This window comes from Galbibacter sp. L-19 (assembly GCF_056857615.1).
The window spans coordinates 73,568-86,856 of record NZ_JBSXNL010000047.1 but is presented as its reverse complement, the minus strand read 5'-3'; the positions used below and the strand labels follow the sequence as shown (position 1 = coordinate 86,856).

Sequence of the window (13,289 nt, the reverse complement as noted above, 5' to 3'; positions counted from 1 at the left end):
ACTATCAAGTACAACTTTGAACTTTTTAACTTTCAACTTACTCTAATACCGAATAATCTCCAATACTTACATCGGTAAACTTTCCATCAAATTTTGCAAAATTTCCAATCATAGCATTCTCTAAATTAGCGTTTTTAATTACAGCCTGCGTCTGAATTAAGCTATTTTTTATTGTTGAATTTTCTACAACAGTATCATTCCCTAATGAAACATTTGGCCCAACAGTTGCATTTTTAAGTACTACATTTTCTCCAATATAGCATGGCTCAATAATGGTAGAATTTTCATTTTTTACTGAAGAAGATACCAAATCTTCTTTATCTGCTTGCAAAAACTGAAGCATTCTTCCGTTGGTTTCCACAGTAACATTTTTATTTCCGCAGTCCATCCATTCATCCACTTTTCCTGGAACAAACTTCTTTCCTTGCGCCATCATAGCTTTGATACCGTCGTTAATTTGGTATTCTCCACCGTGAATAATATTAGCATCCAACACTTTTTGTAATTCAGCCTTAAGTGCTTCCCCATGTTTAAAATAATAAATTCCGATAACAGCCAAATCCGACACAAACTCTTGGGGTTTCTCTACCAATCCAGAAATATTCTTTTCTTCATTCAATTCAACTACACCAAATGCTTCTGGTCTATCTACTTGTTTTACCCAAATAACACTATCTGCCGTTTTATCTAAATTGAAATCGGCTTTAAAAAGTGTATCAGCATAGGCAATTACACAAGGGCCAGAAAGCGATTCTTGGGCACACATAATAGCATGGCCAGTTCCTAAAGGCTTATCTTGATAATAAATAGTTCCTTTAGCATTTAAACTTGCTGCAATTTCGTTTAATTTAGCTTCTATCTCAGCTCCAAAATCGTCTTTAATAATAAAAGCAATTTCTTCAATTTCCTGATCCAGTACTTTTGCAATATCTTCTACCAAACGCTGAACAATAGGTTTTCCAGCAATTGGAATTAATGGTTTTGGAATTGTTAATGTATGTGGTCTAAGTCTGGATCCTCGTCCAGCCATTGGAACAATTATTTTCATATGTTATGCCCGACAACTCGGGGTATTTATTTTAAATTAAACTTTACTAATCTAGGAAGTCAAAAATTATTTCACCCCAGTACTTCCAAAACCGCCTTCGCCACGTTTTGTTTCTGAAAGAATTTCTACTTCTTCCCAACTAATATGTTCGTGTTTTGCAATAACTAATTGTGCAATACGCTCTCCATTTTCTACTGTAAAATCCTCATTAGAAAGATTTATTAGGATAACGCCAATTTCTCCTCTATAGTCTGCATCTATAGTTCCAGGAGCATTTAATACGGTAATTCCTTTTTTTGCAGCCAAACCACTTCTTGGGCGTACTTGCGCTTCGGAACCTATTGGAAGCTCAATAAACAAACCCGTTTTAACTATGGTACGTTCTAAGGGTTTTAACACTATTGGAGCATCTATATTTGCACGAATATCCATCCCCGCAGAGGTTATAGTTTCGTAATTTGGTAATTGATGTGTTGATTTATTTACAATTTTTACTGTCATTATTTAGTCTTTTTAATCGAAATTGATTTCATCATTTTCTTAAGTTCTTTATTCTCCAATCTATATATCAAGGTCAAAAATACTAAAAGTAAGAGTGTTCCTATAATTAGATTTCTATCGAATACATAAAAAGATAGAAATACAAAAAGAATGGACACTCCTAGGTAGCTTCCAATTTTCTTTAGATTATAAGGAATTGGATGGTTTTTTTGTCCGAAATAATAAGAAAAAAGCATCATGCTTCCGTAGGCTATCAAAGTAGCAATAGCAGAGCCTTTGTAAGTTATAACAGGAATTAATATAAAATTAATAATAAGTGTTATAAATGCTCCAAATACAGAAATATACGCTCCAAAAATAGTCCGGTCGGTAATTTTATACCAAACGGAAAGGTTATGATAAATTCCTAGGCATAAGTTTGCCAGCAAAATAAAAGGTACTACCCAAAGTGCTTCCCAATAAGCTTCGTTATGAATTAATAATCGTTTAAAAATATCAGCATATACAACTACAAACAAAAAGATAAACGAACCAAATATTGTAAAATACAGCGTGGTATCTGCATAGATTTCCTTAGCATTCTTTTTATTGGCATTACTGAAAAAAAATGGCTCAACTCCCAATTTAAAAGCAGTTACAAACAAGGTCATAAACGCACCCAGTTTATAACATGCTGCATAAATCCCAACAGTTTCTTCAGCAATATTTTCAGGAAGTATATATTTTAACATTAATCTATCAAACCCTTCATTTACAGAAAATGCAATTCCGGATATAAGCACAGGAAGTGCATAGCGAAACATTCGTTTCCAAAGGTAAAAATCGAGTCGTAACCTAATTCTAAAATATAGAGGAAGGATAAATATCAACCCAAAAAAACTAGCTATTAGATTAGAAATAAAAATATAATGAACCTTATTTTCAAAGACAAAGAAATTTAAATTAGAGGCTTCATTTCTAGAAATTAACCATGGTAAGCCTAAAAAGAAAAATAAATTTAAGCCTAAGTTAATTACTACGGTTGCTATTTTTATAAATGAATATTTTAATGGCATTTCTTGGTTTCTAAGCCAAGCAAAAGGAATAACGCAAAGCGCATCAAAAAAGAGAATGAGAATACCGTATAAAATAAATTCAGGCTTGAACTCTAAAAAAGATGCAATGTTATCTTTTAATAGGTATGAAATAATAAGAAATAGACCAGAAGAAATAAAAATAGACGTAAGCGCAGTAGATTGCACTTCAGACTTTCGTTCACTTTTATTCATAAACCTAAAAAAGGCTGTCTCCATTCCATAGGAAAGCAATACATTTCCTAATATTAAATAAACGTATAACGAAGCATAGATTCCATAATCTTCCGTTGCAAGTTTATCGGTATAAATAGGTGTTAGAATAAAGCTCAACAACCTTGGTAAAACCGTAGCTAGACCGTAAATAAAAGTATGCTTAAATAATTTTTTTAAAGCTCCCAATAACGAATTATATTAAAGTGCTAAAAGTATCGATTTATAAAGACTCAACAAAACAAGGGATTAGTTTTTTAATGGCGGAACTTCTCTATAATGTATGGAAGTTGACTGCTCAATCTCAGAAATTTTATAATAGTTTACTTTTCCATTAACGGTATAACTCACAATAGCTTCCCCTTCTTCCAATTCAAAAGGCATAATTGCTTTTACTTGAGGCGGCTTATTTCCGAACTCCTTTTTTGGGTCGGCATGCATAATTATATCCTGAGGCTGTTTATTAAAAGAATAGCGTGCTATGTAGACTAAATAATTGTCTTTTTTAATTCTTTCCAACTTTACAACCTTGTTTTGGTAATATAAGCTATCTAATTCAGCCCCATTCTCATTTTCTACTGGAAGATATACGTTAACTCCATTAGCTTCTTTATTAGCTCCTGCAGTCCAAGGCTCACTTTTTACTTCCCCTAAAACAAAAGGAGGATTATCTACTAGCTTTTGTGAACTTCCACATTGCGAAAACCCCATAATAATAACTGTTCCTAAGATTATATTTAATAACCGCATCATACTAATTAATTTTATTTAAGAACTTTTTAAATCAGTTCGATATAAATATACGATTTCAAAATTGATGCCAGATTACTCTTGGAAATATATTTGTTCTCTTTTATCTATTGTTTATCGCTTTTGAAAAAGTTATATTAGACCAAAATTTGATTTGTTATGTCTTCTTTTCTAAAAATCGTCTTTTTATTGATTAGTTTACATGGATTTTCTCATAATAACCTTATTAATACAGAGCACTTACCACAAAACTCCATAGGTTACATAACCATTGGCAATGATACTATTCATTATAAAAAGAGTGACGAGTTTAGTACACTATATTCTATTGATAATGATACACAAATAACATGGCAAAAGTTTGATAATTATGTCAATAGTATTGAAAATCAAGTAAAAATTACAAACTATGATTTTTTAAAAGAGGCAAATAATTACACCAAAGATTCTACAAAAATATTGTTGGTAAAACTTTTCAGCATTAAAACACTTAATGAAAAAAAATTGCTCGATGATGATATTCTTGATAATCAGACTTATTATGCTGATCTATTACAAAAATTAAAAAGCAGCGATTTAGATCCTTCCTATTATCTTTTTCTGGAACGAAGATTTAATTCACTTCAGCTAAAAGACAAGGAAAAGAATTACGCCCTCAGTATAGGTTTTAATATTTTAGCTATTGTATTAATTATTGGTATGGGTTATAGAATCTGCCAACTTCGATTTAGCGTAAAAAAAAGTGAAAATCCATCATTAAGCAAGCAAGAGGAAACGATAAAGAATTTAATTATCAGTGGAAAAAGTAATAAAGAAATTGCTAGTGAACTCTACATTAGTTTGAGTACTGTAAAAACGCATATTACTAGTATTTACAGTAAATTGAATGTATCTGGACGGAAAGAATTGCTTGCTATAAATTAACTCATACCAGTACTAGTCCTTAATCAAGACCTTGAAAAGTCGAATTTTAATTTCATTCTGTATTCATTTGTCTGCAACGACAAAAATTATTGAATGAAGTCATTAAAATTTATCTTTTTATTGTTTTGTAGCGTCTCATCATTTGCTCAACAATACTATACTTTATCAGGGACGATTAACGATCAAGGCGGAAATAAAATTACTAGCGGAAGTGTTTTCCTTCAGCAGAAAAATAATACTAAACTATATAGCATTATAGAAAACGGAACGTTTCATTTTAACTCGATTCCGTCGGCAACATACATTGTATCGGTAGAATTACTTGGTTATGAAAACTATCAAAAAGAACTATCAATTAATGATGACACCAATATTGAAATCACTTTAAAGGAAAGTACCACTAATCTTGACGAGGTTGTGCTTACCGGACATAAAAAAACAATTACCCAAAAAAACGGAACTGTTAAAGCCATTATTGAAGGAACTCCTTTAAGCACACTCCCTGAGGCTGTTGATGTATTGGCAAAGCTTCCTAAAATTCAATTAAGTGCCGATAAGGAATCTATTTCGGTTGTTGGAAAGGGAACTCCCTTAATTTATGTTGGAAATAGACGTATTTCGTTAACCGAACTAAATGCCATTCCTGTTGATGCTATTAAAAGTGTTGAATTATTACAAAACCCCTCTGTTAAATACGAAGCAGAAGGACAAAGTGTTATTCTTATTACAACTAAGAACTCTGGCGAGGATGGGATAAAGTCTTCTGTTTCTGAAATTTCTTCTTTTAAACGTAGGTTCAATAATTATCTGAGCATAAATTCAGCTTATAAAAAAGGGAAGTTCGAACTGCAAGGCAATTTCGGTTATAATCAATTAAAACATTGGGAGAGTAATAGCTCTACTTTTAATGTAGATGATAAAACTTCTAGTTATTTAGCTGTTTCAACGGGTCCACGACTACAAATTCCATTAGGACTGGGTGCTTTTTATCAATGGAGTGAAGATACCTACATAGCTATCAATACAAACTATCAGGTTTTTAGAGACTTTGCTCCTATACATACTGTTTCCTCAATACAAGAAAATGATGAGAAAACAATGAGTAGAACCAGTAATGATAGTCAGGAAAATCGTGATTTTATAACTTCTAATCTTAGTCTAAATAAAGGATTAAAACATATTAATGGGAACTTATTTATAGGTATTCAATATTCAAAACGCAAAAAAGACTTAGAAAGCAATATCTTTAATGCTACGGACAATTCAACACCTGAATTTTACCAGTATAGAGATCAACAAACAGCTATTGAAGTTTTTAATAGTCGAATTGATTTTGAAAAAAAATTGTTTGATTCCTTGACATGGCAACTTGGTGGCAACATAACCAAAGGAACAACAAACGCTTTTTCCCATTTTAAGCTAAAAGATTCGGCTTCTGAAACAACAGATTATATTTACAAGGAAGACAATTATGCTTCTTATTCGCAAATAGCTGGGAGTTTCGATAGATTAGAATTTTCCGCAGGTTTAAGAATGGAATCTAATTTAATTAAAGCGGGTTATAAAGAAGCTGAAAACTTTAATATTAATCGTGAGCAGCTACGATTTTTTCCTAAAACGACTGTTTCTTATGCTATCAGTGAGAAAGACAAACTCATCTTTAATTATGCAAAAACCATCCACAGACCTCTTTATTCTCAGACTAATGCAATATCAGTTTTTTTAAATCCGTTTTTAGAATTTTCCAACAACATTAATTTACAAGCTTCTATTAAAGATGAAGTCTCCATTCGGTTTGAAAAAAGTAATAAGTCTATTGCTTTGATTTATTCTTCTGAAAAAAATCCTGTTTATTATAGCATTTTTCAAAATGAAAATAATTCTCAACTGATTATGTCTCCTACAAATTTTAATAAAGAGATTAATTATCAAATAGAATTAACTTATCCAATGCAATACAAATTTTGGGAATCCATGAACACCATTTTGGTAGCGTTAACCAAAGTTACAGATACCACAGCAGACATTCAAAAACCAACTCCTTACCTTTATTATTATTCTAATCACACCTTTAATTTGCCCAATTCATTTACCTTGGGGTGTAACTTTTGGGGTGTTACAAGTAGAAATGAAGGTGTTTTTAATCGAAATGCCCTCTTTAGCTTGGGAATATTTGCAAGTAAAGCAATAAAACAACATCTAACATTTACCATTAATTTTAATGATATTTTTAAAGGACTGACTTACGAAGAGCTATACAATATAAATAACATCGACTCTAAGACCTTTTATTATGCTGATGCTCATGAAGTATCAATCTCCTTAAAATACAGCTTTGGTGCGCTTAAAAAAGCAGCTTTTAAAAATAGAACTGTTGATGAAAATATCAATAGAATTAATTAAAATAAGAACCCCCAAAGATGTATAACCTTTGGGGGGTTGAATAAAATTATCTTTCAATTCTAGCTTTATACCAATTATTTACTATCCCTGAACGTTTTTCATCATAATTCCTTGAAGCTTTTGCTGTAAAGCTTGATCCGCCTGTATAGCTGCTCCTAAAGCTTGATAACGGTCTAAAGACAAGCCGCTATCTTCTATAATAGTTTTCATTTTAGCCTCAAACTCAGGCTGTAATTTTTCTAATTTAGCAATAGCTGCCTTATGCATTGCTATTTCTTCTTCTGAAGCTTCTATTTCCGTATTAGGATCCATAGATGCCTTATGTAATTCATTAAAACGATCTAACTCTAAACCTTCCTCTTCTATAGTTTTTGCCATTACTTGTTGTGCTTGCTGATTCTCCTTTTGCATTGCCATGTAAGCATCTGCAAATTGTTGAAGTTCTGCATCAGAAACATTCTCTGCTTTTGCTGGAGTTACAGAAGGTTGTGCTTGCGCAAACATATTTACACTTCCTAAAATGGCTACGAATATGAGTGCTATTTTTAATCTTTTTACTGTTAACATGTGATTTCTTTTTTATTATACTAAGCGGCAAGATTAAATAATTATAGAGAACTCAAAAATAAACAAGGAATAAACTTCAGAAGTTCACAAAGGTTTAACAGAATTTGGGTTAAAAACGAGGAAAAACAATCAAAAACACAAGATTAACCAAAGAAAATCATTTTTATAAACAAAAAGAGGCTCTCTAAAAAGTATCCAAACTCTAAATGTCATCCTGAACTTGTTGAAGGATTATTTTGAGTGTTAGTTGTTTAAACTTCGACAAGCTCAGTTTTAAAAACGACAAGCTCCTTTGACAACTACAAATTACTTTTTAGAGAGCCGCTTAAGATATATTTTCTGTATTTAAAGCGCTCGCGAATTGTTCAACGCTTACAATCTTTTTGAAAACTTGACTCCGCTATCGCTACGCCTAATTGTTCAACGCTTCCGATTGGGTTCAATTTGCTCCCGTTGGTCGCTAATTGTTCAATGCCTCGGCAAGTTTGAAAATTTGACTCCGCTATCGCTACGTCTAATTGTTCAACGCTTCCGATCTTTTTGAAAATTTGACTCCGCTATCGCTACGTCTAATTGTTCAACGCTTCCGCTCCACCAACAATTTCTAAAATTTCGTTGGTGATGGCTGCTTGACGTGCTTTATTATATGTAAGCGTTAATTCTGCTTTTAAATCGGCTGCGTTGTCGGTTGCTTTGTGCATTGCCGTCATACGTGCTCCGTGCTCAGAAGCAAAAGAATCGCGAATAGCTTTATACAATTGTGTTTTTAATGACTTCGGAATTAATGTCTCAATAATTTCCTCTTTTGAAGGCTCAAAAATATAATCGGCTGAAGAACTTACTTCTTCGCTTTCAATAGGTTTTATTGGCAAGAAATCTTCTGTCTTAACAATCTGTGTAGCTGCATTTTTGAAATGATTGTAAACTAAAACAATCTTATCATACGCTCCTTCTTTATAAAGTGTCATTAATCTTTCAGCAATATCAGAGACATTATCAAAAGTAAGATCGTCGTACACTTCATTATTATTATGAGTAACGTAATGGTTCTTTTTAAGAATATCGTTTCCTTTCTTACCTATAGTTACAAAACTTACTTTTTTGCCTGCATAAGTACTCTCTGCAAGTTTATTAGAAGCTTTTATAACATTGGTATTAAAGGCTCCACACAAACCTCTATTGGAAGTTATTGCAACAACAAGCACACTTTTTACGTCTCTTTGTTCTGCAAAAACACTTCCTGCATCACCATCTAGCGTTGCACTAAGGCTTTGTAAAAGCTCGGTAAGTTTATCGGAATATGGACGCATTGCTGTGATAGCATCTTGCGCTTTTTTCAACTTTGCAGCCGATACCATTTTCATGGCACTAGTAATCTGCATGGTTGAACCAACCGATGTAATTCTACTACGTATCTCTTTTAAATTTGCCATTTTAGCCTCTCCTAAATCCTCTCCAAGGGAGAGGACTTGTTCTATTTTAAAAATTAATATGTAACCTAATCTTCTCCCCTTAGAGGAGACCGAGTGGGGCTTTTACCCTTTATATTTTGCTGAAACTTCTTTTGCTACTTCAGAAAGTGTATCGGTTACTTCGTCGGTAAGTTTCCCTGCTTTCAATGTATCCAATGTACCTCTATGCTTAGCATTTAAGAACTCAAGAAAATCTCTTTCGAACTCTTTAACTTTCTCTACAGGAACGTCTTTTAAAAGATTTTTAGAACCTGCATAGATAATTGCAATCTGATCTTCAACTGTATAAGGATCGTTTTGTGCTTGCTTAAGAATCTCTACGTTTCTTTTACCTTTACTAATAACATTCATTGTTGCAGCATCTAGGTCTGAACCAAACTTAGCAAACGCTTCTAATTCGCGGAACTGAGCTTGATCTAGTTTTAATGTACCTGCAACTTTCTTCATCGATTTAATCTGTGCGTTACCTCCAACACGAGATACAGAAATACCTACGTTAATTGCTGGACGAACTCCTGAGTTAAATAAATCTGATTCTAAGAAAATCTGACCATCTGTAATCGAAATTACGTTTGTTGGGATATATGCCGAAACGTCTCCCGCTTGTGTTTCAATAATTGGTAATGCTGTTAAAGAACCGCCACCTTTTACAATTGGTTTTAATGATTCTGGAAGGTCGTTCATTTCTTTTGCAATATTGTCATCAGCAATAACCTTTGCAGCACGCTCTAATAATCTAGAGTGCAAGAAGAAAACGTCTCCAGGATATGCTTCACGTCCTGGTGGACGACGAAGTAATAATGATACCTCACGATACGCAACTGCTTGTTTTGATAAATCATCATAAATAATCAAAGCAGGGCGACCAGTATCTCTAAAATACTCTCCGATTGCAGCACCAGCAAATGGAGCATAAACCTGCATTGGAGCAGGATCTGATGCATTTGCAGCAACAATTACTGTATAAGCTAAAGCGCCTTTATCTTCTAAAGTCTTAGCAATTCCAGCTACTGTAGATGCTTTTTGTCCGATAGCAACATATATACAAAATACTGGTTCTCCAGCATCATAAAATTCTTTCTGATTGATAATGGTATCAATACAAACTGTTGTTTTACCAGTTTGACGGTCGCCAATAACTAACTCACGTTGCCCTCTACCTACAGGAATCATCGCATCGATAGATTTAATACCTGTTTGTAATGGTTCTGTTACTGGTTGACGGAAGATAACTCCAGGAGCTTTACGCTCTAAAGGCATCTCATAAAGATCTCCACCAATTGGACCTTTACCATCAATAGGGTTTCCTAATGTATCAACTACACGACCTACCATTTCTTCACCTACTTTAATAGATGCGATACGCTGTGTACGTTTTACAGTATCCCCTTCTCTAATTTGTTTGGAATGACCTAAAAGTACAACACCAACATTGTCTTCTTCTAAGTTAAGTACGATCCCTTCTAAGCCAGATTCAAATTGAACTAACTCTCCGTATTGTGCATTCGACAATCCGTAAACTCGGGCAATACCATCTCCTATTTGAAGTACAGTTCCCACTTCGTCTAATGAAGCTTTCGCTTCAAATCCTGATAGTTGCTTTTTTAATATTGCTGATACCTCAGCCGCTTTAACTTCAGCCATCTTATTTAGTGTTTAGATTTTAGATGCTTTAAAATTAAAACATCCTACCTTTTATTTTATTATTTAAGAAACGTATGTGTTGTTATGTAAATCTCTTTTGAGATTATTTAATTGATTGGCAATACTTGCGTTATACTGTAGATCTCCTACACGTAATATAAATCCGCCTATAATGCTTTCGTCAATTTTATTTTCAATGGTTGCATTGTTTCCAGTAAGCTCTTTTACTTTTGCCAATACTTTTTTCTCTAATTCTTCAGACAAAGGAACTGCTGTTGTTACTATTGCAAGCTCTTCTCCTCTTAATTTATCGTGAAGAATAATATATTTTTCAGCAATTATTTTTAAGAGTCCAACACGATTGTTATCAACAAGCATATCTATTAAACCAGTTGATACTGCATGCACTCCAGAAAAAATTTCCTTAAGTACCGCTCTCTTATCCGATAATTTAATAACTGGACTCTGAAGCAAGTCTTTCAACTCGTCACTGCCGTTTATAGTATTAAAGATATCTTTCATGTCTGCACTAACTACGTCAAGAACTTTTTGCTCTTGCGCTAAGTCTAAAACAGCCTTTGCGTATCTTTCTCCTGCTCTGGTACCTTTCATGGTGTTCCTACTTACAAATTAGTTTAAGGTAACTTCATTCAACATATCATCCACAAGCTTTAATTGCTTGTCTTTAGATGAAAGTTCTGACTTTACTACTTTTTCTGCAATTTCTACTGATAAAGAAGCTACTTGATTCTTTAATTCTGCAACAGCGGCTTGCTTCTCACTTTCTATAGTTTGCTGCGCTTGCTTAATTACTTTATCTGCTTGTGCTTGTGCCTCTTCTTTTGCTTCTGAAATCATTTTATCTTTAATTTCACGAGCTTCCTTAATCATAGTATCTCTTTCTGCACGTGCTTCTTGAAGCAACTTCTCGTTATCTGCTTGAAGATTTTGTAATTCTTTACGCGCATCTTCAGCAGAAGCTAATGCCTTATTAATAGACTCTTCTCTACTAGTAACTGCTCCTAAAATAGGTTTCCAAGCATATTTACGTAATAGTACAAATAGAATTATAAAAACTATTATAGACCAAAAAATTAGACTTTCAGGATGTGTAATATTCATTATAAAAAATATTAAATAACGTTTTCTAGTTTTTTTATTTCAACACCTCTTGGGCTTGCCACGAGATAGATGATTTAACTGCTCCTCAAAACGATTGTAAAAATGACACTTTATCATTTCTAAATCAAACATTTAGAGCAAAAAACTCACAAAGTGAGTAAATAACGCTCTAACCAACCGTTAGAGCGTTATTTAATTTTTTCAAAAATTATCCGTTAGTAATTAACGCAACAACCACCGCGAAAAGCGCAACACCCTCAATAAGTGCAGCAGCAATAATCATAGCAGTTTGAATTTTTGAAGCCGCTTCTGGCTGACGTGCAATTGCATCCATTGCAGATCCACCAATTTTACCGATACCTAATCCTGCACCGATGGCAGCTAATCCAGCTCCTATTCCAGCTAAAATCATAATTAAAAATTTATAATAGTTAATAAATAAAACTCAATATTAATGGTGATCTTCTACCGCCTGCCCAATAAATAAAGCAGATAGTAACGTGAACACATACGCTTGTAATGCTGCTACCAATAACTCCAATCCATACATAAACAATGAGAATCCGATAGATATTGGTGAAACAAATGCCGTTTGGAATATAAAAATCAGCGACATTAAACTTAATATAATAATATGCCCTGCGGTAATGTTTGCAAACAAACGAATCATTAACGCAAAAGGTTTTGTAAACATTCCTAAAACTTCTACAGGAATCATAATTGGCAACAACCATTTTGGCACACCTGGCGTAGCAAAAATATGTCCCCAATATGCTTTGTTTCCACTAAATATTGTAAGTAAAAACGTAAAAGTTGCTAAAACTCCAGTAAATAAAATATCATTAGTAAGTGTTCCTTGAAAAGGAAAGAAAGGAATTAATCCAAAAAGGTTTCCAATCCAGATTAAGAAAAACACTGTTAATAAGTACGGCATGTACTTTTTGTATTTTTTCTCTCCGATATTAGGTCTCGCAATATCATCTCTAACAAAAACAATTAATGGTTCCATAAAACCAGCAATCCCTTTTGGTGCTTTTTGATTCTTTTTATATGAATTTGCTACTGGAATAAAGATTAACAACATTAATAATGCTGTAATCATTAAAGTGAATACATTTTTAGTAATCGAAAAATTAAGAGGGCGACTGTTAGTAACATGATGCGCTTCGTCAAAATTCAAACCTCCATCTGCGTAGTAAATTTCATCATGCACACGCGCAAACTTCTGACCATTTTTCTCTACGATAACCTCACCTGTTTCGTCGTGGTGAAATTCTGAAGACATAAAAGTAACCAAACCATTCTCTGTCCATAAAATAACTGGAAGTGGCATAGAAATTGCGTGCCCGTTCCAATCTGCTATATGGAATTCATGAGAATCCGATACGTGATGATTAATTAACTCTGTTGGATTAAAAGCTTCCTCTGTAGCTTCCTCACTATGAGCGTCTTCGTGTTCTTGAGCATTCAGCCCTAAACTAATTACAAATAATACTAAAAGAAAAAATCTCTCGACAGATTTCTGTGCTATCATCATACCTCTTATTGATAAAATATATGCTCCTCAAAAAT

13 protein-coding genes are annotated in these 13,289 nt (G+C 33.3%); 2 read left to right on the top strand and 11 right to left on the bottom strand.

The annotated features are described in order from the left end of the window. Positions 1-37: 37 nt before the first annotated feature. From AC13CQ_RS06815 to AC13CQ_RS06800, 4 genes are all read right to left on the bottom strand, one after another. Positions 38-1,048 carry a sugar phosphate nucleotidyltransferase gene (locus tag AC13CQ_RS06815; protein ID WP_008611567.1) on the bottom strand — a complete coding sequence of 337 codons (1,011 nt, stop codon included), beginning with the start codon at positions 1,046-1,048 and terminating at the stop codon, positions 38-40. Positions 1,049-1,114: 66 nt separating this feature from the next. Next, positions 1,115-1,549, bottom strand: coding sequence for a dUTP diphosphatase (gene dut / locus AC13CQ_RS06810; RefSeq protein ID WP_008611566.1), 435 nt, complete (start codon positions 1,547-1,549; stop codon positions 1,115-1,117). Further along, a complete protein-coding gene (locus tag AC13CQ_RS06805; RefSeq protein WP_456868103.1) occupies positions 1,549-3,024 on the bottom strand; it encodes a lipopolysaccharide biosynthesis protein in 1,476 nt (491 codons plus the stop codon). The genes dut and AC13CQ_RS06805 overlap by 1 nt, the downstream gene beginning before the upstream one ends. A 60-nt stretch (positions 3,025-3,084) precedes the next feature. Then, positions 3,085-3,588 carry a hypothetical protein gene (locus tag AC13CQ_RS06800; RefSeq protein ID WP_008611564.1) on the bottom strand — a complete coding sequence of 168 codons (504 nt, stop codon included), beginning with the start codon at positions 3,586-3,588 and terminating at the stop codon, positions 3,085-3,087. A 156-nt stretch (positions 3,589-3,744) separates the two neighbouring features. On the opposite strand from AC13CQ_RS06800, the gene AC13CQ_RS06795 reads away from it, so the two are divergent. After that, positions 3,745-4,509, top strand: coding sequence for a response regulator transcription factor (locus AC13CQ_RS06795; protein ID WP_456868102.1), 765 nt, complete (start codon positions 3,745-3,747; stop codon positions 4,507-4,509). Positions 4,510-4,602: 93 nt separating this feature from the next. Beyond that, the gene (locus AC13CQ_RS06790; RefSeq protein ID WP_456868101.1) at positions 4,603-6,912 is read left to right on the top strand and encodes a TonB-dependent receptor domain-containing protein; all 2,310 of its coding nucleotides are present in this window, start codon (positions 4,603-4,605) and stop codon (positions 6,910-6,912) included. A gap of 81 nt (positions 6,913-6,993) precedes the next feature. Here the strand turns inward: AC13CQ_RS06790 and AC13CQ_RS06785 are convergent, their stop codons facing one another. From AC13CQ_RS06785 to atpB, 7 genes are all read right to left on the bottom strand, one after another. Further along, a complete protein-coding gene (locus tag AC13CQ_RS06785; protein WP_335587020.1) occupies positions 6,994-7,479 on the bottom strand; it encodes a DUF4168 domain-containing protein in 486 nt (161 codons plus the stop codon). Positions 7,480-8,048: 569 nt separating this feature from the next. After that, entirely contained in the window at positions 8,049-8,912 is an 864-nt protein-coding gene (gene atpG / locus AC13CQ_RS06780) for an ATP synthase F1 subunit gamma (protein WP_008611562.1), read from the bottom strand. A gap of 102 nt (positions 8,913-9,014) precedes the next feature. Continuing rightward, a complete protein-coding gene (atpA, locus tag AC13CQ_RS06775; RefSeq protein WP_008611561.1) occupies positions 9,015-10,595 on the bottom strand; it encodes a F0F1 ATP synthase subunit alpha in 1,581 nt (526 codons plus the stop codon). A gap of 63 nt (positions 10,596-10,658) precedes the next feature. Further along, positions 10,659-11,207 (bottom strand): ATP synthase F1 subunit delta, encoded by a 549-nt coding sequence (gene atpH, locus AC13CQ_RS06770; RefSeq protein ID WP_008611560.1) that lies wholly within the window; start codon positions 11,205-11,207, stop codon positions 10,659-10,661. Between the two features lie 18 nt (positions 11,208-11,225). Next, on the bottom strand, positions 11,226-11,717 hold the full coding sequence (locus AC13CQ_RS06765; RefSeq protein ID WP_008611557.1) for a F0F1 ATP synthase subunit B: 492 nt from the start codon (positions 11,715-11,717) through the stop codon (positions 11,226-11,228). Positions 11,718-11,925: 208 nt separating this feature from the next. Continuing rightward, the gene (gene atpE / locus AC13CQ_RS06760) at positions 11,926-12,129 is read right to left on the bottom strand and encodes an ATP synthase F0 subunit C (RefSeq protein WP_236957629.1); all 204 of its coding nucleotides are present in this window, start codon (positions 12,127-12,129) and stop codon (positions 11,926-11,928) included. Between the two features lie 39 nt (positions 12,130-12,168). Next, on the bottom strand, positions 12,169-13,251 hold the full coding sequence (gene atpB, locus AC13CQ_RS06755) for a F0F1 ATP synthase subunit A (protein ID WP_335588780.1): 1,083 nt from the start codon (positions 13,249-13,251) through the stop codon (positions 12,169-12,171). Between the last annotated feature and the right edge of the window lie 38 nt (positions 13,252-13,289).

Excerpts from the sequence above, each read along its gene's own strand:
- AC13CQ_RS06815 (WP_008611567.1), bottom strand. The coding sequence starts at position 1,048 with ATGAAAATAATTGTTCCAATGGCTGGACGAGGATCCAGACTTAGACCA.
- dut (WP_008611566.1), bottom strand. The coding sequence starts at position 1,549 with ATGACAGTAAAAATTGTAAATAAATCAACACATCAATTACCAAATTAC.
- AC13CQ_RS06800 (WP_008611564.1), bottom strand. The coding sequence starts at position 3,588 with ATGATGCGGTTATTAAATATAATCTTAGGAACAGTTATTATTATGGGG.
- AC13CQ_RS06795 (WP_456868102.1), top strand. The coding sequence starts at position 3,745 with ATGTCTTCTTTTCTAAAAATCGTCTTTTTATTGATTAGTTTACATGGA.
- AC13CQ_RS06790 (WP_456868101.1), top strand. The coding sequence starts at position 4,603 with ATGAAGTCATTAAAATTTATCTTTTTATTGTTTTGTAGCGTCTCATCA.
- AC13CQ_RS06785 (WP_335587020.1), bottom strand. The coding sequence starts at position 7,479 with ATGTTAACAGTAAAAAGATTAAAAATAGCACTCATATTCGTAGCCATT.
- atpG (WP_008611562.1), bottom strand. The coding sequence starts at position 8,912 with ATGGCAAATTTAAAAGAGATACGTAGTAGAATTACATCGGTTGGTTCA.
- atpA (WP_008611561.1), bottom strand. The coding sequence starts at position 10,595 with ATGGCTGAAGTTAAAGCGGCTGAGGTATCAGCAATATTAAAAAAGCAA.
- atpH (WP_008611560.1), bottom strand. The coding sequence starts at position 11,207 with ATGAAAGGTACCAGAGCAGGAGAAAGATACGCAAAGGCTGTTTTAGAC.
- AC13CQ_RS06765 (WP_008611557.1), bottom strand. The coding sequence starts at position 11,717 with ATGAATATTACACATCCTGAAAGTCTAATTTTTTGGTCTATAATAGTT.
- atpE (WP_236957629.1), bottom strand. The coding sequence starts at position 12,129 with ATGATTTTAGCTGGAATAGGAGCTGGATTAGCTGCCATCGGTGCAGGA.
- atpB (WP_335588780.1), bottom strand. The coding sequence starts at position 13,251 with ATGATAGCACAGAAATCTGTCGAGAGATTTTTTCTTTTAGTATTATTT.